This window comes from Buchnera aphidicola (Periphyllus acericola) (assembly GCF_964019855.1).
GTDB classification, from domain to species: domain Bacteria; phylum Pseudomonadota; class Gammaproteobacteria; order Enterobacterales; family Enterobacteriaceae; genus Buchnera_J; species Buchnera_J aphidicola_BC.
On sequence record NZ_OZ026466.1, the window covers coordinates 145,080 to 166,814 of the forward strand.

At 15.1% G+C, this 21,735-nt stretch carries 17 protein-coding genes and 1 tRNA gene; 13 read left to right on the plus strand and 5 right to left on the minus strand.

Going from position 1 to position 21,735, the window contains the following annotated elements; genetic code table 11:
• The first annotated feature begins 63 nt into the window (after positions 1–63).
• From leuS to AACK90_RS00695, 3 genes are read left to right on the plus strand one after another with little or no spacing between them, the layout of a single operon-like run.
• On the plus strand, positions 64–2,592 hold the full coding sequence (gene leuS, locus AACK90_RS00685; protein WP_339043482.1) for a leucine--tRNA ligase: 2,529 nt from the start codon (positions 64–66) through the stop codon (positions 2,590–2,592).
• 5 nt (positions 2,593–2,597) lie between these two features.
• On the plus strand, positions 2,598–3,572 hold the full coding sequence (gene holA, locus AACK90_RS00690) for a DNA polymerase III subunit delta (RefSeq protein ID WP_339043484.1): 975 nt from the start codon (positions 2,598–2,600) through the stop codon (positions 3,570–3,572).
• Positions 3,573–3,592: 20 nt separating this feature from the next.
• Complete coding sequence (locus AACK90_RS00695; RefSeq protein WP_339043486.1) at positions 3,593–3,826, plus strand: sulfurtransferase TusA family protein; 234 nt, start codon at positions 3,593–3,595, stop codon at positions 3,824–3,826.
• A gap of 38 nt (positions 3,827–3,864) precedes the next feature.
• Here AACK90_RS00695 and asd read toward each other — a convergent pair whose 3' ends face one another.
• The gene (asd, locus tag AACK90_RS00700; RefSeq protein ID WP_339043488.1) at positions 3,865–4,980 is read right to left on the minus strand and encodes an aspartate-semialdehyde dehydrogenase; all 1,116 of its coding nucleotides are present in this window, start codon (positions 4,978–4,980) and stop codon (positions 3,865–3,867) included.
• Positions 4,981–5,261: 281 nt separating this feature from the next.
• Between asd and AACK90_RS00705 the strand changes: the two genes are divergently transcribed.
• The 8 genes from AACK90_RS00705 (at position 5,262) to recD (ending at position 17,641) form a co-directional block, all read left to right on the plus strand.
• The gene (locus AACK90_RS00705; protein WP_339043490.1) at positions 5,262–5,855 is read left to right on the plus strand and encodes a YhgN family NAAT transporter; all 594 of its coding nucleotides are present in this window, start codon (positions 5,262–5,264) and stop codon (positions 5,853–5,855) included.
• 208 nt (positions 5,856–6,063) lie between these two features.
• Positions 6,064–7,242, plus strand: coding sequence for a phosphoglycerate kinase (locus AACK90_RS00710; RefSeq protein ID WP_339043492.1), 1,179 nt, complete (start codon positions 6,064–6,066; stop codon positions 7,240–7,242).
• Between the two features lie 20 nt (positions 7,243–7,262).
• Positions 7,263–8,345, plus strand: coding sequence for a class II fructose-bisphosphate aldolase (fbaA, locus tag AACK90_RS00715; protein WP_339043494.1), 1,083 nt, complete (start codon positions 7,263–7,265; stop codon positions 8,343–8,345).
• A gap of 145 nt (positions 8,346–8,490) precedes the next feature.
• Complete coding sequence (locus AACK90_RS00720) at positions 8,491–9,135, plus strand: mechanosensitive ion channel domain-containing protein (RefSeq protein ID WP_339043496.1); 645 nt, start codon at positions 8,491–8,493, stop codon at positions 9,133–9,135.
• A gap of 88 nt (positions 9,136–9,223) precedes the next feature.
• Positions 9,224–12,331: an exodeoxyribonuclease V subunit gamma gene (locus AACK90_RS00725; RefSeq protein WP_339043498.1), complete on the plus strand. Its 3,108-nt coding sequence runs from the start codon at positions 9,224–9,226 to the stop codon at positions 12,329–12,331.
• A 31-nt stretch (positions 12,332–12,362) separates the two neighbouring features.
• A complete protein-coding gene (locus AACK90_RS00730; RefSeq protein ID WP_339043500.1) occupies positions 12,363–12,515 on the plus strand; it encodes a UvrD-helicase domain-containing protein in 153 nt (50 codons plus the stop codon).
• Between the two features lie 14 nt (positions 12,516–12,529).
• Complete coding sequence (recB, locus tag AACK90_RS00735) at positions 12,530–15,805, plus strand: exodeoxyribonuclease V subunit beta (RefSeq protein ID WP_425333438.1); 3,276 nt, start codon at positions 12,530–12,532, stop codon at positions 15,803–15,805.
• A 6-nt stretch (positions 15,806–15,811) separates the two neighbouring features.
• Positions 15,812–17,641 (plus strand): exodeoxyribonuclease V subunit alpha, encoded by a 1,830-nt coding sequence (gene recD, locus AACK90_RS00740; RefSeq protein WP_339043502.1) that lies wholly within the window; start codon positions 15,812–15,814, stop codon positions 17,639–17,641.
• Between the two features lie 55 nt (positions 17,642–17,696).
• Here recD and AACK90_RS00745 read toward each other — a convergent pair.
• Positions 17,697–17,770, minus strand: a tRNA-Met gene (locus AACK90_RS00745).
• A 1,342-nt stretch (positions 17,771–19,112) separates the two neighbouring features.
• Between AACK90_RS00745 and nusB the strand changes: the two genes are divergently transcribed.
• Both nusB and AACK90_RS00755 read left to right on the plus strand, forming a co-directional pair.
• Positions 19,113–19,520, plus strand: a complete 408-nt coding sequence (nusB, locus tag AACK90_RS00750; protein ID WP_339043504.1) for a transcription antitermination factor NusB — start codon at positions 19,113–19,115, stop codon at positions 19,518–19,520.
• A gap of 102 nt (positions 19,521–19,622) precedes the next feature.
• On the plus strand, positions 19,623–19,910 hold the full coding sequence (locus AACK90_RS00755; protein WP_339043506.1) for a TusE/DsrC/DsvC family sulfur relay protein: 288 nt from the start codon (positions 19,623–19,625) through the stop codon (positions 19,908–19,910).
• A gap of 4 nt (positions 19,911–19,914) precedes the next feature.
• On the opposite strand, the gene cyoE is transcribed toward AACK90_RS00755, so the two are convergent.
• The 3 genes from cyoE to AACK90_RS00770 are packed head-to-tail and all read right to left on the minus strand — an operon-like array spanning position 19,915 to position 21,735.
• Positions 19,915–20,802 (minus strand): heme o synthase, encoded by an 888-nt coding sequence (gene cyoE, locus AACK90_RS00760; protein WP_339043508.1) that lies wholly within the window; start codon positions 20,800–20,802, stop codon positions 19,915–19,917.
• A complete protein-coding gene (locus AACK90_RS00765; RefSeq protein WP_339043510.1) occupies positions 20,786–21,115 on the minus strand; it encodes a cytochrome C oxidase subunit IV family protein in 330 nt (109 codons plus the stop codon). The genes cyoE and AACK90_RS00765 overlap by 17 nt, the downstream gene beginning before the upstream one ends.
• Positions 21,115–21,735: a cytochrome c oxidase subunit 3 gene (locus tag AACK90_RS00770; protein WP_339043512.1), complete on the minus strand. Its 621-nt coding sequence runs from the start codon at positions 21,733–21,735 to the stop codon at positions 21,115–21,117. Before AACK90_RS00770 ends, AACK90_RS00765 begins: the two co-directional genes overlap by 1 nt.

Consider the following 21,735-nt stretch of genomic DNA (forward strand, 5'->3'; position numbering starts at 1 on the left):
AAATTTTAAATTTATTAATTTATTTGATAATAAAAATAAAATTTAATTATAAAAAAGATATCTATGAAAAAAAAATATGATCCGCATATAATCGAAAAAGTTTTACAAAAAAAATGGAAAAAAAAAAAAACCTTTGAAGTACATAAAAATTTTAAAAAAAAAAAATATTATTGTTTACCAATGTTACCTTATCCATCTGGAAATTTACATATAGGACATGTTAGAAATTATACAATTAGTGATGTAATTTCTAGATATCATAGAATGTTAGGAAAAAATGTTCTACAACCTATTGGATGGGATTCATTTGGATTACCAGCAGAAGAAGCAGCAAAACAAAATGGAAAAAATCCATATGATTGGACAAAAAAAAATATTTTTTACATGAAAAAACAACTAAAAAAATTAGGTTTTAGTTATGATTGGAGCAGAGAACTTTCTACCTGTGATCCAAATTATTATAAATGGGAACAATGGTTTTTTATAAAATTATATAAAAAAAAAATGATATATAAAAAAACATCTTTAGTAAAATGGTGTTCAAAAGATAAAACAGTATTAGCAAATGAACAAGTAATAAATGGAAAATGCTGGAGATGTGATTCAAAAATTAAGTTAAAAAAATTACCACAATGGTTTATAAAAATTAAAAAATATGCAGAAGAATTATATCAAGGAATAAAACTGTTAAAAGGATGGCCAAAAAAAGTTAAATTAATGCAAAAAAATTGGATAGGAAGATCTAAAGGAATAGAATTGTACTTTTTTATAAAAAATATAAAGAAAAAAATAAAAGTTTTTACAACTAAACCATATAGTTTAAAAAAAGCAAAATATATTGCAATATCACCAGATCATAAATATATCAAAAAACTAACTAAAAAAAATATATTTATAAAAAAATTTGTTAAAAAACAACTAAATAAATTAACATCAACATCTAATTTTAAAAAAATTAAAAATATTGGAATAAATACTGAAATATTTGCAATAAACCCTTTAAATAAAAAAAAAATACCGATATGGATTTCAAATTTCGTTTATATAAAATATGGAACAAGTGCAATAATCGCATCTCCAGAATTTAGTTCTGATGATTTAGAATTTTATAATAAAAATTTTTTTTTAGACAAAAAAAAAAAAATTAAAAAAATTTTTTTAAGAAAAAAAAATATTAAAAAAAATAATATTGATTCAAAAAAAATTATAAAAAAAATTATAAAAAAAAAATATGGAAAAATTAAAATAAAATATAAACTTCAAAATTGGAATATTTCTAGACAAAGATATTGGGGTACTCCAATTCCAATAGCTTTTAAAAAAGATCAATCAATTATTACTATTCCAAAAAAAAAATTACCAGTATTACTTCCAAATTTTAATAATTATAAAAAAAATCAAGTAGAATATAAAATAAAAATAAATAAAATTAAAGCAATAAGAGAAAAAGATACTTTTGATACATTTATGGAATCATCCTGGTATTATGCAAGATATACATGTCCAAATTTTTTAAAAGGAATGTTAAATACTACTTCTACAAAATATTGGTTACCAATAGATCAATACATTGGAGGAATAGAACATGCAACTATGCATTTAATATATATAAGATTTTATCATAAATTATTACGTGATTTTAATTTAGTAAATACAGATGAACCAATAAAAAAATTATTATGTCAAGGTATGGTACTTTCTAATGCTTTTTATTATTTAAAAAAAAATAATTCAAAAATATGGATTAATTCAAAAAAAATTAAAATAGAGTTTAATAAAAAAAACAAAATTATTTCAATAAAAAAATTTAAAGGAAAAAAAATATTTCATGCAGGAATGATAAAAATGTCAAAATCAAAAAATAACGGCATAGACCCTATTAAAGTAATAAAAAAATACGGAGCTGATACAATCAGATTATTTATAATGTTCGCAGCACCAATTAAATCAGATTTACAATGGAATAACTTAGCAGTAGATGGAATAAATAGATTTTTAAAAAAATTATGGAAGTTTTGTTATTTTAATAATAAATATTTTGATAAAAAAATAGAAAAAAAATTAGAAAAATTTAATATTCAACAAAAAAAAATTTATTTAAATCTAAACAAAACAATTTTTTCTGTTACGCAAGACATTCATTTTAGACAATCCTTTCACACTGCAATATCAAAAATTATGAAATTTTTTAAATATATAAAAAAAATAAAAATATATAATAATAATGATAATTTAATTATTAGAAAATCTCTCATAACTATTTTAAAATTATTAAATCCTTTTACCCCTCATTTTAGCAATTTTATTCTTTCTACATTTAAAAAAAAACAAAACATAAAAATTAATGTATGGCCGAAAGAAAAAAAAATATTTTTTAAAAATAATATTATAAAAATTATTATACAAATTAATGGAAAAAAATGTTGTATTATTTCAACAAAAAAAAATATATCTAAAAAAAAAATATTTAAAATTTGTATAAAAAATCCTTTAGTAAATAAAAAAATTAATAAACAAATAATTTTAAAAAAATTTTTTATTCCTAATAAAATTCTTAATTTAATAACACTTATAAAAAAGAAAAATACTTAATTTATATGAATATAAAAGAAATTATAGATAAAATTAATAAAAAAAATAAATTTTGTTATATAATATATGGAAAAGAATCTTTTCTTATAGAAAAATATAAAGAAATTATATTAACTAATTTAAAAAAAAAAAAAATAAATAAAATTAAAATTATAGAAATAAATAAAAACAAAGATTGGAAAAATTTTTTTTATTATAGCAAAAAAAAAAGTTTTTTATATGAAAAAAAAATTATTATTTTAAAAATTAATATAAAAAATATAAATAATGAAATAATTAAAAATTTTAAAAAAAAATATATTACAAAAATAAATATTATAATAATAATTTTAAAACAATCAAATTATACAAATATAATTAAAATAAACTCTAAAAAAAAGTTTTTTAATAAACAATTATTAATTCCTTGTTTTAATTTTAAAAAATATGAATTTTTTCAATGGATACAAGAAAACATAAATCATAAAATAATTGATATGAAATTAAAAAATTTTCTATATAATAAATATAAAAATAATTTTTTATTATTAAATCAAAATTTAAACATAATATCTTTAATATTTAAAAAAAAAATAACTTTAAAAAAATTAAAAAAAGTTTTAATTTATGATAAAATTTATACAATATTTGAATGGATTAATTTTTTATTGTTAGGAAACGTAAAAAAATGCTTATTAGTACTAAAATCATTAAATAAATCTAAAATACATCCATTAATTATTGTTAAACATCTTGAAAATAAATTAATTATTTTAATTTTGTTAAAGAAAATAAAAAAAAATAAACAAGAAAATTTTTTTAAAAAAATGAAAATCTGGAAAAGTTCTCAAAAATTATATATACGCTCAATAAAAAAAAATAATTATTCTAATTTTTTAAAAATAATAAAATCACTAAATTGGATAAAATTATCATTAAAAAAAATAGAAGAAGAATCAATTTGGATTGTTTTAAAAGAAATATCACTTATGTTTAATTAAAAAATAATATTAAAATAAAAATGAAAAAAACAAATAATATATTTAATTTAAATGGATTAAGATGTCCAGATACAATGTTATTTTTACGAAATAAACTCCGATCAATAAAAATCGGAGAAAAAATTTTAATAACTTCAGACGATATTACAATTAATAAAGAAATAAAATTTTTATGTAATTTTTCAAATTATATTTTATTAAAATCAGAAACTTCTAAAATTCCATTTTCTTACACTATAAAAAAAATAATATAAATTAATAATTCAAAAAAAAACAAAAAAAATAATTTTTATTAAATGAGAAATTTTAACATCCTTCTTAAAGGTTCAGCTGCTCCCCATAATAATTGGTCCCCAATAGAAAATGCAGAAATATAATTATTTCCTAAACTTAATTTACGAATTCTACCTATAGGAATATTTAAAGTACCTGTAACAGATAATGGAGTTAATTTTTTAATACTATCATTTTTATTATTTTTTATTATTTTAACCCATTTATTATCACTAGATATGATGTCTTCAATATTTGAAATATCAATATTTTTTTTAAGTTTAATTAAAAATGATTGACTATGACAACGTAAAGATCCAATACGTACACAAGTTCCATCTATCAAAATTTTTTTATTATCTTTTAATGATAAAATTTTATTAGTTTCTGCTTCCATTTTCCATTCTTCTTTACTTTGTCCAGAACTCATATCTAAATCAATCCAAGGTATTAAATTTAAAATTAAAGGTACTAAAGAATTTTTTATTGGAAAACTATTTTTTTGAGTAATTTTAGTAATTTTTTTTTCAATGTCTAAAATAGATTTCGATAAATTATCATCTTTAGATAAATATTTATTTAAAAATTTTATTTGTTTTAATAACTCTAAAATATAACCTGATCCACCTCCAGATGCCGCTTGATAAGTAGAAAAAGAAATCCATTCTATAAGATCATTTCTAAATAAACCTCCTAAAGCAAGCATCATTAAACTTACTGTACAATTTCCTCCAATAAAAGTTTTTATTCCACGATCAATAGATTGTATTATATTTTTTTTATTAATTGGATCTAAAACAATAACTGAATCAATTTTCATTCTTAAATCAGAAGAAGCATCAATCCAATATCCAGACCAACCAGAATTTCTTAATTTATAATATATTTTATTAGTATAATCACTACCTTGACAAGTCAGAATAATATCTAATTCAAATAATTCATCTAAATTATTTGCATCTTTTAAAATTTTATTCGAATTAAACCTATTAAATTCAGGATTTTTAAAACTAAATTGTGAAGTTGAAAAAAAAATAAAATTAAAATTTAAAAAATCTTTTTTTTTTAAAATTCTATTTAATAAAACTGAACCAACCATTCCTCTCCAACCAATAAATCCAACAGTTTTTTTCATAATGTTCTCATACAATTAATTTTAATAAAAAATTTTAAAAAAAAAGAAAAAATAAAAAAAAATAAAAAATTGTTTTTATATAAATTTTAATAACAATAAAATAAAAAAAAAAACAAATTAAAAATTTAAAATTATATACATTATATACTTTTTAAAAAATATATTATCATTTAAATATATAATTTATTGAAATAAAATTCTAATAAAAAAATTAATCGTATATAATTAAAACATTATAAAAATAAAAATTAAAAAATTTCAATAAAAATAGGAAAAAATTAATGAAAAATATGATATCTAATACAATTTTACTTGTTCTAATAATGGATCCATTAGGGAATCTTCCAATATTTATGACTATACTAAAAAATTTTGATTCAAAAAGACGTAGAATTATAATAATTAAAGAAATGTTAGTTGCTCTATTAATTATGTTTTCTTTTCTTTTTTCTGGAGAAAATATACTTTCTTTTTTAAATTTAAAAACCGAAACAGTTTCTATTTCTGGAGGAATTATTTTATTTTTTATTGCAATTAAAATGATTTTTCCTAATGATGAAAATAATGAAAATAATATTTCATCAAAAGATGAACCATTTTTAGTTCCTTTAGCTATACCTTTAGTTGCAGGACCTTCAGTTTTAGCAACTCTAATGTTATTATCACATCAAAATTCAAGTTGTATAAAATCTCTTATTTTATCATTAATAATAGCTTGGTTAATTACATTAATTATTTTATTAATGTCAGATATTTTTTTAAAAATATTTGGAAAAAAAGTAGTTAATGTTCTTGAAAGATTAATGGGATTAATTTTAATTATGTTATCTACACAAATGTTTTTAGATGGAATCAAAAAATGGTTTCAAAATTAATTATTATTAATAAAATTAAATAAATATTATTTAAAAAAATATTTTACATAACAAAATTTTATTATACAAATTTAAATTTATAAAAAATTTATTTAAATCAAATGTATTAAAAATTTATTTTTACTATTAGATTAAAAATAAATATTTTCTTTAAAATAATTTCTTAAAAAATATTTTAAAAAATCATCTTTATTTTATGGGTATAAAAATGTTAATTAATACAATGAAAAAAATTAATATATATAAAAAAAAAATATTAATTAGATTAGATTTAAACGTTCCTATGAAAAATAATAAAATAACTTCAGATGAACGAATAAAATCTTCACTTAATACAATAAAAATTGCTTTACAAAACAAATCAAAAATTATTATTTTATCGCATTTAGGTAGACCAACTGAAGGAAAATTTAAAAAAAAATATTCTTTACTTCCTATTGTAAAATATTTAAGAAAAAAATTTAAAAAAACTATAATTCATTTTAAAAAAAATATATATGAAGAAATTAAAATAAATTATGGAGAAATTTTAATTTTTGAAAATGTTCGATTTAATGTTGGAGAAAAAAATAATGATAAAAAATTATCAAAAAGATATGCTTCTTTATGTGATGTATTTATAATGGATGCTTTTGGCACAGCTCATAGAAAAGAATCTTCCACTTATGGAGTCGGATTTTTTTCTAAAATATCTTGTGCAGGACCATTGTTAATGTCAGAAATAAAATCCTTACAAAAATCTATAAAAAATCCAAAAAGACCTTTAATAACAATATTAGGTGGTTCAAAAATATCTACAAAATTCAATATCTTAAAAAGTTTATGTAAAATTTCAGATACAGTAATAGTTGGAGGAGGAATTGCCAATACATTTTTAGCAATAAAAAATAATATTGGAAATTCAATATATGAAAAAAATTTTATTAAATTAGCTAAAAAATTAAAAAAAAAATATAATATAATTATACCAATTGATTCAAAAGTAAAACAAACTAATATAAATGAAATAAAATATATTTTTAAAAAATCTAATACAATTCAAAAAAATGATGAAATAATGGATATAGGAAAAAAAAGTATAAAAAAAATAGAGAAAATTATAAAAAAATCAAAAACTATTATTTGGAATGGACCAGTAGGAGTGTTTGAATCTTCTGAATTTAGAGATGGTACAAAAAGAATTGCTTATTCTATTTCTAAAAATAAAAAAGCTTTCTCTATTGCAGGAGGAGGAGATACTTTAGCTGTAATTAATATGTTTAATTTAAAAAATAAAATTTCATATATCTCTACAGGAGGAGGAGCATTCTTAGAATTTATTGAAAAAAAAACTTTGCCTGCAATTAATATGCTTAAAAAAAAATATTTAAAAAAAATTAATGTTTAACTTATAGGAATAGTAAATCAATGAAAAAAATATTAAAAAATTTTAAAACTGGAGTATTAAACGGAAGTGAAACAAAAAAAATTTTTTATATAGCAAAAAAAAATAATTTTGCAATCCCTGCAATAAATTGTATTAATACAGACTCAATAAATATGGTTTTAAACACAGCATCAAAAATTAAATCTCCAGTAATTATACAATTTTCATATGGAGGATCAGTATTTATTTCAGGAAAAAAAAATACTGGAAAAAAATTATTTAAAGAAGCTATAGATGGAGCAATATCTGGAGCAAAACATGTTCACTTAATAGCAAAATATTATAAAATACCAATAATAATTCATACAGATCATTGTAATAAAGAACTATTACCTTGGATTGATGGATTAATAAAAGCCGGAAAAAATTTTTTTTATAAAACAGGAAATCCATTATTTTCATCACATATGTTAGATTTATCTCAAGAAAGTTTAAAAGATAATATCAAAACTTGTTATAAATATTTTAAAAAAATTAATAAAATAAAGATGTTTTTAGAAATGGAACTTGGTTGCACTGGCGGAGAAGAAGATGGAATAGATAATACAAAAATAGATAAAAAATATTTATATACTCAACCAAAAGACGTAAATTTAGCATACAAAAAAATGTCAAAAATAAGTTCAAATTTTTCTATTGCAGCATCCTTTGGTAATGTCCATGGAGTATATAAACCAGGAAATGTATCTCTAAAACCAAAAATATTAAAAAAATCTCAAAAATATGTAAAAAAATTAAATAAAATTAGAAAAATAAATCCATTAAATTTTGTTTTTCATGGAGGATCAGGTTCTTCTTTAAAAGACATAAAAAAATCTATAAAATATGGTGTAATAAAAATAAATTTTGATACAGATATACAATGGTTTACTTGGAAAGGAATATTAAATTTTTATAAAAAAAATAAAAAATATCTTCAAAAACAACTAGGAAATCCTGAAGGAAAAAATAAACCAAATAAAAAATATTATGATCCGAGAAATTGGATACAAAAATCTAAAAATTATACTTCATCAAAGTTGAAAAAAATATTTTTTAATTTAAATTCTTACAAATTATTATAAAAATATTAAAAAATTTTTTATAAAAAAAATTAATATGTTAAATATTTAAAATTATATATATTATTAAAAAAAAAAAAAAAAAAAAAATAAAAAAATATTTTTTTTCTAATACCTTAAAATGTAAAAAAATATGCGGATTTTTAATATGATTAAATATGCATTTATAATTACAGCAATAATTATTTTATTAGGAAGATTTAATCATTTTCAACCTACTTTTATGATTGCTATGCTTGGAACTTTAGGAATGACAGTTGGATTTACTTTACAAGGAACAATATCAAATTTTACTGCTGGAATTTTATTAAAAATTTTTAAACCTTTTAAAAAAAAAGAATTTATAAGTTTAGATAAAGTTTCAGGAACAGTCATAAATATTGATATATTTTATACAATTTTAAAAACAATAGATGGAAAAATAGCAGTAATTCCAAATAATAAAATTTTGTTAGGAGACATTATAAATTATACTCGAGCACCAATTAGAAGAAATGAATTTTTTATAAACGTGTCATATCATACTGATACAAAATTAATAATTGACATCTTAAAAAAAGTAATTGATAAAGAAGATAGGGTCATGAAAAATCAAGATATCTTAATTGGATTAAATAAATTATCACCATATTCTTTAAGTTTTGTTATAAGATGTTGGAGTGAAACAAAAGATTTACAAAATGTATATTGGGATCTAATGATTTCTTTTAAAAACGCACTTGATAAAAATAATATACAACAAATTCAAAATAATCAAGATCAATTAACATTAATAAAAAACAAAAAAATATAAATATTTTAGTAATTAAATTAATTAATTTTTTATAAATAAATAAAAAAAATGATTAAATTTAATTACTTTAAAAAAAATTCATAAAAATATGATAAAAATTTATACTTCTAATGATTTTAATTATTTAATAAAAAAAATATGTCATATTATGAATAAAAAATCATTTAAAAATATATTTATAAAAGAAATAATTGTAGTTCCAGATATTGAAATTTCACAATTTATTAAAAAAATAATTAAAAAAATTTTTGGAATATTTTGTAATATTTCATTTTTTACAAAAGAAAAATTTATATTTTATATATTAGAATTATTTATATATAAAAAAAAATATAAAAGATTTAATAAAAAATTTATTTTATGGGAATTAATGAATTTATCTGAATCTTTTCAAAAAAAAAATATTTTTAAAAAAAAAGAAAACGAATACACAAAATTAAAATATTTTAATAATATTTCAAAATTTTTTTTTCAATATCTTATTTATAGAAAAAAATTAATAAACAATTGGGAAAAAAATAATAAAAAATATAAAGAAAAAATAATATTAAAACAAAAAAAAATGTGGAAAAAAATTATAAAAAAAAATAATTTTCATTATTTAAATTTAAAAAAAAATTTAATCAAAAAACATAAAATAAAAAAAAAATATAAAAATTTACCTCATAGAATATTTATTATAAATCCAATAAACTATCCAATTTCTTATATTAAAATTTTAAAAAAAATTAGTTATAAAATAGATATTTATTTTTTTTTATGTACACCTTTTAATCATAATATATTAGAAAAAAAATATTTTTTTAAAAATTCAAATATACTATATTGGACTAAAAATTATATAAACAAAATAAATTATATTTTCTCACTCACAACAAAAAAAAAAAAATTATATATTAATAATAAAAAAAATACGTTATTAAATGTTATTAAAAATAAAATCTTTAATTATAAAAATAATATTTTTTTTCAAAACAAAATAATTGAAAACGATAATTCAATATCTATACATGAATGTTCAAATCGTTTAAGAGAAATAGAAATATTACAAGACAATATATTAAATATTTTAAAAAAAAATAAAAATATAAAACCAAAAGATATAATTGTAAAAACAAAAAATATTCAAAAATATATACCATATATAAATTCAGTTTTTAAATCAGAAATTAAAAAAAATAATATTCCTTATTTAATACATGAAAAAATTTTTGATAAAAATAATCCTATTTTATACATTTTTAATAAAATTTTATCTTTACAAAAAAATAAATTTAAAAGTACAAAAATATTAAATTTTTTAAATTTCAATTTTATAGCTAAAAAATTTTCTATTACAACTAAAGAAGTAAAAACTATTAAAAAATGGGTTTTTGATACAAAAATATGTTGGGGAATTAATAAAAAACATAAAAAAAAAATAAATTTTCCTGAAATAAATCAAAATACATGGAAATATGGAATAAAAAAAATAATTTTTGGTTATGGAATGTATAAAAAAGATATACAATGGAAGAATATTTTTCCTTATAATATTCATGAAAAAAAAGATATAAAAACATTAGAAAAACTAATATTTTTTATAACAACATTAAAAAAATGGAAAAAAAAGTTATCAACAAAAAAAACATGTAAAACATGGAAAAAAATATATAAAAATATAATCGATGATTTTTTTTATAAAAATAAAAAAACAAAAATATATTTAAAACATATAAAAAAAAAATGGAACTCTTTATTAAAAGAAATTTTAGATAGCTCTTATAAAAAAAAAATATCTATAAAAATTATAAAATATATAATAAACAAAAAAATTAAAAAAATATATTTAAAAAAAAACTATAATAATAATATAATTTTTACAAATTTTAATGTTTTACAAACACTTCCATTTAAAATTACTTATATATTAGGAATGAATAATAATTTTCCTAAAAAATATATAAGTAATCAAGAAAACTTAATTAATTTATATAAAGAAAAAATGGATTTAAAAAAAAATAAAGAAGATTTTTTAAATTTTTTGGAATTAATTGGATTTACTAAAGAAAAAATTTTTATAAGTTATATATATAATTCATCAGAAAATATTCTAAATAGATATTCTTTTTTATTAAAATATTTAATTGAATATATAAAAAAAAATTTTTCTTTTAAAAAAAATAAGTTATTATTTATACATACAAAAAATGATTTTTATAAAGAAAATTTTTATTTAAATAATAATTTTAATAGTTTTCATTCAATATGGAATTTATCTAAAAAAAAAAAATTTATAAAAAAAAAATTTATAAAAAAAATTTTAAAATCTAAAAAAATTAAAAAAATAAAATCTATAAAATTAATTGAATTTTGGAAAAATCCAATAAATTATTTTTTTCATAATACATTAAAAATATATTTTAAAAAAATAAATTTAATACAAAAAAATCATGAACCATTTTATACAAACTTGAAAGATCATTATTTAATAAATATAAAAATTTTAAACTATTTAATTTTTAAAAAAAATATTAAAAAATTATTCAAAAAAATAAAATCTACAGGAATATTACCATATGGAAATTTAGGTAAAATATATTTTAATGAACAAATAAAAAAAAATCAAAAAATTTATAAAAAAATAAATAAATTAAAAGTTTCTTTAAAAGAAATAAAAATTAAATTAAAAATAAAAAAATTTAAAATATACGGAAAAATAAAAAATATTTCATCTAAAAATGGAATTTTAAGATGGAAACCATTTAATTTAAACTATCATGATAAATTAAGTTTGTGGTTAGAACATATTTTATATTGTTCAAATGGAGGAAAACATAAAAGCACATATATTGGATTAAATAATAAAATTATTTTTAAAAATATAAAAAAAAAAAAAGCAAAAAAATATCTTTTAAAATATATATTTGGATATATTCAAGGATTAACTAATCCAATACCTTTAATTCAAACAGGTATAAACTGGTTTCATTATATATATAACAAAAAAAAAAATAAAATTTCAAAAGATAGAGAAATTATTCAATATAGTAAAAAAAAAATGATTGAAACATGGAATGGAAACAAATACTTTATAGGTGAAAAAAATAATTTATATATAAAAAAAATATTTAAAACTTTAAATAAAAAATCAATTAAAAAAATATTTAGAATAACAAAATATTGGATTAAACCTATGTATAAAAATATTTTATAAAAATATATTTAAAAAAAATGAAAATAAAAAAATGAATAATAAAACTAAAAAAAAAATTTTTTCAATTTTATTTAATGGAATAAATATGATTGAAGCTTCAGCAGGAACAGGAAAAACTTTTACAATTATATTATTATATCTTAGATTACTATTAGGATTTAATAACAAAAAAAAAAATATTTAGTAAAAGAAATTTTAATTATTACATATACTAATAATGCAAAGATAGAAATACAAAATAGATTATCAAAAAATATTTATAATTTTTACATTGATTTAAAATTAAAAAAAACAAGAAATAAAAACTATAAAAAAATATTTAAAAAAATAAAAAATTTTAAAAAAAGTAGAAAAATATTAAAAATTGCTTATTTAAAAATAAATCATGCTCCAATCTATACAATTCATGGATTTTGTAAAAACATACTAAAAAGTTATAATCTTACTTATAAAAACACTATTAAAAAAAAAATATATCAAGATCAAGAAATATATAAAAAATCTACATATGATTTTTGGAGAAAATTTATTGTTCCACTTGAAAAAAATATTTTAAATATAATTTTAAAATATTGGAAACATCCAAAATATTTATTATTAGAAATAAATTCATGGTTAAATATTAAATCAAAAGTTTTTATATATAAACAAAAAAAATATAATATTTTAAAAAAACATAAAAAAAATATTAAAAAAATTTATAATTTTAAAATAAAATGGAACAAAATTAAATCAATTTTGAAAAAATTTTTTTTAAAAAAAAAATTAAATAAAAGAATTTATAATAAAAAAAATATTTTTAACTGGATCAAAAAAATAACGATATGGTCAAAAAAAAAAACTATAAATTATAATTTTCCAAAAGAAATAAATAAATTTTATGAAAAAAAAATATATGATAAATTATCTAAAATTGAAAAAATAAAATATAAATTTTTAAAAATAATAAAAAATTTTTTAAAAAACAATTTTTCATTAAAAAATATTATTTTACTACAAGCAATAAAAAAAATTAAACATATTTCTAATATAAAAAAGAAAAAAAAATTTTGTTTTGATAACTTAATTAAATTTCTTCTTTTAAAATTAAAAAATAATAAAAAACTATGTCATTCTATTGAAAAAAAATTTCCTATTGCATTTATTGATGAATTTCAAGATACAGATTATCAACAATATGAAATTTTTAAAAAAATTTATCAAAATTATAAAAAATCTTCTTTAATTTTAATAGGAGATCCAAAACAATCTATATATGCATTTAGAGGAGCAGATATATTTTTTTATTTTAAAATAAAATCTAAAATATCAAATATATATAAGTTAAATACAAATTGGAGATCCTCATATAAAATAATTAAAAATATAAATTTTTTATTCAGCCAAATAAAAAACAGTTTTATTTTTAAAGAAATAAAATACACACCATTAAATTATACGAATGAATCAAAAAAAATAAAATTAATAATAAAAAAAAAAGAACAACCTTCAATAACATTTTGGTTTAAAAAACAAAAAAATAAAAAATTTTTAGAATATGATTCTTGGATTGCAAAAAAATGTGCAAAAAATATTTTTTATTTAATAAAACAAATTAAACAAAATAATGCTTTTTTAAAAACATCTAATTCTACAAAAAAATTAGAAATAAAAGATATTTGTATATTAATTAAAAATTATAAAGAATATAAAAAAATAAACCATGAATTAAAAAAATTTAAAATAAATTCTCATTATACTTCTAATAAAAAATCTATCTTTCAAACACTGGAAGTTCAAGAAATGTTTTACATATTAAAATCTATTTTAAATATATCAAACGAATTATATTTAAAAAAAGCGCTTTCTACTTCTATAATATTTAAAAACTCTTATGAAATATATCAATTAAAAAAAAAATATAATATATTATCAAATATATATAAAAAATTTTATAATTATTTAAAAATATGGAAAAAAAATGGAATTTTAAATTTAATAAAAAAAATTATTTATGAAAGTCACTTATATAAAGAATATTTTTTTAAAAATAAAAATAAAAAAAAAATTTCAAATTTAATTCATTTATCTGAAATATTAGAAAAAAAATCTATTTTAAAAAAAAAATTCGATGCATTATTAATTTGGTTTAAAGAAAAAATAAAAAATAAAAAAAATATAAAGAAAAAATATTATGAAAGATCTGATTATAAAAAAAAAAATACTATACAAATAGTAACAATATATAAATCAAAAGGTTTAGAATATCCAATAGTATGGATTCCATTTATTTCAAATTTCAAAATTTCAAAAAAATTAATTTATCATAATAGAAAAACATTTAACACTTATATTAATATTAATAATAATAAAAAAAAAAATAAACTTGAAGAAGAAGAAAGATTATCAGAAGATATTAGATTATTATATGTTGCAATAACTAGATCAAAATTTCATTGTAGTATAGGAATAAATCCATTAATTCAAAAAAAATCAATTACAAAAAATACAAATTTTCATAAAAGTGGACTAGGATATATTTTACAAAAAGGAAAAAAAATGAATATTTGTCAATTATCAAATAAACTTAAAAAAATTTGTTTAAATAAAGGAATGTCAATAAAATCAAAAGAAAAAAAATATTTACTTAAAAATAAAAAAAAAGAAAATAAAAAACAATGTATAAAAAATATATTTAATAGAAATTTTAAAAAAATATTATATACAAGTTATACAAAAATTAATAAAAATAATTTAAAAAAAAATATAGCTATTATAAAAAATAAAAAAAAAACAAAATATAATCAATATTTCTTTCCACAAGGTAAAAAATACGGTATTTTACTTCATAAAATACTAAAAAAAATAAATTTTAAAAAAAAAATAAAAAAAAAATTTTTGTTTAAAATATTTAAAAAAAAAATATGTAAAAAATGGTTAAATATATTAAAAAAATGGATTAAAAATATAATTTTAACACCATTAAATGATTATGGAATAAATTTATTTAAATTAAATCAAGAAAATTACTTAAAAGAATTAGAATTTTCTTTATTATTAAAAAAAAAAATAGATTTTAATTCTATAAATAATTTAATAAATAATAAAAAAAATATATATGAAAAAAAAGTTAAAGGAGTATTAAAAGGTTTTATTGATATTGTTTTTCAAGATAAAAAAAAATATTATTTAATTGACTTTAAATCTAATTATTTAGGAAAAAATAAAAAAAAATATAAAAATAAAGAAATTGTTAGAACAATAAAAAAAAATAGATATGATATTCAATATTATATATATTCTGTTGCTTTACATAAATTTTTAAAAAAAAAGTTAAAAAATTACAGTTTTAAAAAAAATTTTGGAGGAATTTATTATCTTTTTTTAAGAGGAATGAATGGTAAAGATAATAAAACAGGAATTTTTTTTTATAAACCAAAAAAAAAAATTATTAAAAAATTAGATAAAAATTTTTTTACACAATCGAAAATATAAAATATTATGTTAAATATAATTAAAAATCTTCTAAAAAAAAAAAAAATAAAATTAATAGATTTCTATTATGCAAAAAATATTTCAAAAAAAAATGATCCATTAATTTTAATTATTTCAATTTATATAAGTTTTCAATTAAGAAAAGGAAATACTTATGTTTCTTTAAAAAAAATTTTTAAAGATATGTTTTTTTCAAAAAAAATTTTAAAGAAAATTAAAATAAAATATAATTTAAAAAAAATTAAAAATTATTTATTAAAAAGTGATTCAATAGGAAAAAAAAATACAAATTATCCATTAATAATAGAAAAAAATTATTTGTTTTTAAATAAAATATGGAATATTGAAAAAAATATATATAACTTTCTTAATAAAAAATATGAATTAAAAAAATATAAATATTCTAAATGGAAAAAAATATTAAACAAAAATTTTTTTAAAAAATTAAATACTGAACAAAAAAATGCAATAATATTATGTTTGTTAAATAAATTTACTTTTATAATAGGTAAACCTGGAACAGGTAAAACAACTATCATTTCTATTATAATTTACTTTTTCTTAAAACTATCTAAAAATAAAAAAATAATTTTAACAGCTCCAACTGGAAAAGCTAGTGCAATTCTTCTAGAATCAATAAAGAAAAACAAATTATTATTAAAAATAAATAAAAAATTTAAAAAATATATACCTAATTCATCATTTACAATACATGATTTTTTTAAAATAAATTTATATAACGAAAATAATATATTTTATAAAAAAAAAAAAGTTCAAGCAAATATATTAATTATTGATGAATCATCAATGATTGATATTTTTATGTTTGATAAAATAATTAATTTAATATATAAAAATACACAAGTAATTTTCATAGGAGATAATTATCAATTACCTTCTATTAATATAGGATCTATTTTAAATGATATTTATATATTTTTTTTAAAAAATAAAAATATAAATTTATATTTAAATTTTAAAGAATGTATAAAAAATAAAAAATTTAATCAAAAATTCTATAAAAAAAATATTTTTTTAAAAAATAAAATATGTATTTTAAATAAACAATATCGATATAAAAAAAAATCAGATATAGACATATGTTCTAAAATAATTAAAAAATTTAAAAAAAATAAAATTAAAAAAATTATAAATAATAAATATAAAAATTTTAAATTTTTTATTATTAAAAATAAAAAAAAAATTTATTTAAAAATAACAAAAAAAATATTTTTATTGTATAAAAACTATTTTAAAATGGTTATAAATAAACAATCTATAAAAAAAATTTTAGAGGAATTTAATAGAATAAGAATTTTATGTATTTTAAAAAAAGGTTGGTATGGAGTAAAAGGAATTAATAAAATTTTTAAATTTTTTATAAAAAAAAAAAAAATAACATACTTTAAAAAAATTAATAAAAAAGAATGGTATATAGGAAAACCTATTATAATTAAAAAAAATTTAAAAAATATTAAATTATTTAATGGAAGTATAGGAATTACTCTTTTAGATAAAAAAAATGAAATGAAAATATTTTTTTTAATGCCTAATAATTCAATTAAAATAATTCCAATAAACATAATTAAAAAATATAAAACAACATGGGCAATTACTGTTCATAAATCTCAAGGTTCAGAATTTAATCATATAATTTTAATTTTACCTTTAAAAAAAAATAAAATTATGTCAAGAGAAATAATTTATACAGCAATTACAAGAGCAAAAAAATATGTTTGGATTTATTCAAAAAAAAATATTTTTATAAAATATATTAAAAATAGAATTATTAAAAAAAGTGGACTAATAAAAAAATTAAAAAATATAAAATATTAAAATTTATTTTTTTTTTATAATTTTTTTATATTTTTTATTTTTATTTTTTTATTTTTTGCGGGAGTTGGATTTGAACCAACGACCTTCGGGTTATGAGCCCGACGAGCTACCAAACTGCTCCATCCCGCGATATTTTTTATAACAAATATAATAACATTTATTAAAAATAAATACAATATTTTTTTTTTTTTTTATAAAAAAATATAAACAAACTTTAAAAAAAAATATTAATTTATGATAAAATAATATATCTTATTTTTTTAAAAACATTATATTTTAATAGAATAAAAAAATTAAATCTAGTTTATTCTCTAAAAATTTAAAAAATTTATATAAAATAATAAGATTCAATAAATCATTAATAATAAATTATTAAAAGAATATATTAACATATTAAAAAAAATAGAAAATATTCATAAAGAAAATATTAATATTATAAAATACTAGAAACCTATGATATAAAAATTACTCCAAAAAATATTTTTTTTAAAAAAAAAATCATAAAATTATTACATTAAAATAAAATTATTAAAAATAAAAAATATATCATAAATTTATAGAAAAATCATTTATATATTTAATATATAAATTAAATTTATCTTCTCATATTTTAATTACGTTAGTTTTATTAATAACTAAAAATTTTAATCAAAAATTAGAAAAATATGGAATAAAAAGTCAATAATAAAAAATTAAAAAAACTACATTAACTACACTAAAAATTATTAACGTTATATAAAAAGTTAAAAAACTATAAATATAATAAAATTTTTTTTATTATATTATATTAAAAAATATTTATATAAAAAATATATATGTGAAAAATCACAAAAAATATATAAAAAAATGAAATAAATTTAATAAAAAAATTAATTTTTAAAACCTTTAAAAACCTAATAGTTAATTATATTATTGTAAAAAATAATATTATTGTTAAAACAAGATGCATAAAAATTTAATTAAAAAAATATAGAAATTTTTAATTCAAAAGAAGCTAAAAAAATCTTCTTATAGAATAATAATGTGTGTTAAATTAAACAATTTTTTTACTATAGTAAAATAGATTAATTATAATCTGACATAAAAAAATTTTTATTACAATCAAAAAATAAAAATATAAAAATTTCAGAAAAAATATAAAAAAATTTTAAAAAATTATATATCTTGTATTATTAAAAAAAAAAAAAAAAAAAATATATTAATTGAAATTTATTTTAAATAATTTAAAAAAAAAAAAATAATAAAACAATAAAAATTCAAAATAAAATTTTATTAATTCGAATAAAAAACAATAATTTAAAAATAGAGAAAAATATTTAATCAATAAAGATAAAAAATTTTTTAATCTAAAAAAATAAAGTTTAAAAAAATTTCAAAAATATACCCTGACATAAAATTTGTTATTATATTTTAAAAAAAAACATATAAAATATATAAATAAAATTTAATATATAAAGAAAATAAAATAAAAATGAATATTAATTTAAGAAAAAAAGCTAGAACATGTATTGTGCAAGCAATTTATTCTTGGCAAATATCAAATAATACAGTATCAGAAATAAAAAAATATTTTTATAAAAAAAATAAAAAAATTGTAGATATAAAATACTTTAATGAAATTTTTACTGGAATTATAAAAAATAAAAATAAAATAGATATACTAATAAAAAAATATATTAAAGAAAATTTAAATAGATTAGGACAAATTGAAAAATCAATTCTTAGAATGTCTTTTTATGAACTTATAAAAAGAAAAGATATACCATATAGAGTAATAATTAATGAAGGAATTGAAATTTCAAAAATTTTTTGTTCTAAAGATAGTCATAAATTTATTAATGGAGTGTTAGATAAAGCTGCATCAAAAATAAGAATATAAAATTAAAATTATTTAAAAAAAAATAATTAAATTTTTAATAAAAATAATTTATTAAATAATATATAAAAAATAATTTCTTATAAAAATTTAAAAAAAATAAAAATGATAAAAAAAATAAAAGAATTATTATGGAATAAAAAATATGCTGTTAGAATAGCTAAAAAAAATGGAATAAAATTAAATAAAAATCATTGGAGAATAATAAAATTTACAAGAAATTTTTATTATAAATTTTACATTAGTCCATCTATTAGAATATTACTAACAGCAATAAATAAAAAATATAAAATAAATATAACTAGCATTGATTTGATTAAATTGTTTCCTAAAAATCCATCTCTTCAAATTAGTAAAATCTCAGGAATACCAAAACCAAATAAATGTTTTTAAAAATTTATATATAATTTATACAAATAGAAATATTAAAAATAAATATATAAAATATAGAAAATTTGAAAATCTTTAATAACCATTTTGAATAATTTAAAAAAATATTATAACCTTTAGTAATATAAAACAACCAAAAAAAACCTAAAATAATAAATATTATTAAATGAAATTTATTTAAATTACTATTAATACTAAAAATAAAATTAAAAAAAATTAATAAATTAACAAAAAAATACATATTATCTAAAGTAAATTCAAAACTATATATTATAGGAAAAACTTTTATATTTGCATTTTTATAATCTTTAAAATTTAATAAAGAAACTGAGTAAGAATGTGGAATTTGCCAAATAAAAAAAATAAGAAAAAGTAAAAGTCCAATATATATATCATAATTTAAAACTGATAAATAACCAATTAATATTGGGCAAGAACCAGAAAATGCTCCTACAATAGTTGAACATGGATATTTTTTTTTCAGTAAAAACGTATATAAAAAAACATATACAAATAAACCAAAAAAAGATATTAAAAATACTATTTTTGAAACAAAATAACATAAAAAAAACGTTCCTAAAATAAATAAAATAATAGAAAATATAAATGATTCTTTAATAGAAATTTTTTTTTTTGCTAAAACCCTATTCATAGTTCTTTTCATTTGTCTATCACATTTTCTATCTAAAATATTATTTAATACACACCCACAAGATATTATAAAAAATAAACCAAAAATCATAAAAAAAAAAATCGAATAATTAATAGAATTATTTTTGATACCAAAAAAATAACCAGAAACAGAAGAAAATAAATTAGAAAATAATATTCTTGGTTTAATTAATTCAAAAAAATATAAAAAATTTTTTGTAAAATATTTAAATAGATATAACATGATGATTTAAATTCCGCATAATCCATACTGAACCAGAAACAATAATAGTTATAATAGTAAACGTAAAAATTATTGAAAAAAAATTCCAACTATTTTTGTTTAAATCATTAAGATGTAAATAAAATAATATATGTAATAAAATTTGTAAGAAACAACAAATTATAATTAAAAAATATAAAATATTTTTAGAAAACATATGAAAACTTACTATCAAAAAAGGAAAGAATGATAAAATTAAAGATAGAAAAAATATAATTATATAAAAAAAAATAGTTGTCTTTATAAAAGATAATAATTTATTATGAAAATTCATTATATTACTCCAAATAAATATACAAAAGTAAATACAAAAATCCATATAATATCAAGAAAATGCCAAAAAATACTTAAACATAATATTCTTGTATTTGTTGTTTTATTTATTCCAATCAATATAATTTGAAAAATCATTAAAATAATCCAAATTAAACCAGAAATTACATGAAATCCATGTAAAAATAATAGAGTATAAAAAACTGAAAGAAAACCACTACAAGTTGGATAATAATTTTTTTTAGATAAAAGAAAAAATTCATATCCTTCTAATAATAAAAAAGATAAACCTAATAAAAAAACAAATAATAAAAACAAACAAACCATATTAATATTATATTTTTTTAAAAAATCTACAGCAATACTAAAAAATAATGAACTAAGCAATAAAAAAAATGTTTCTAACTCAACAAAATGTAAGTTAAAAAATTCTTTTCCAGATGGACCATTTGAAATATTTTTAACCATAACAAAATATACTGAAAAAACTGTAGCAAAAATAATACAATCACTCATAATATAAATCCAAAAACCAAAAATTATCTTTTTATCTATTTTTAAATCATTAAAAAAATTATCTATATTTCCTTTAAAAAATTTATTAAAAAAATTATAAAACAT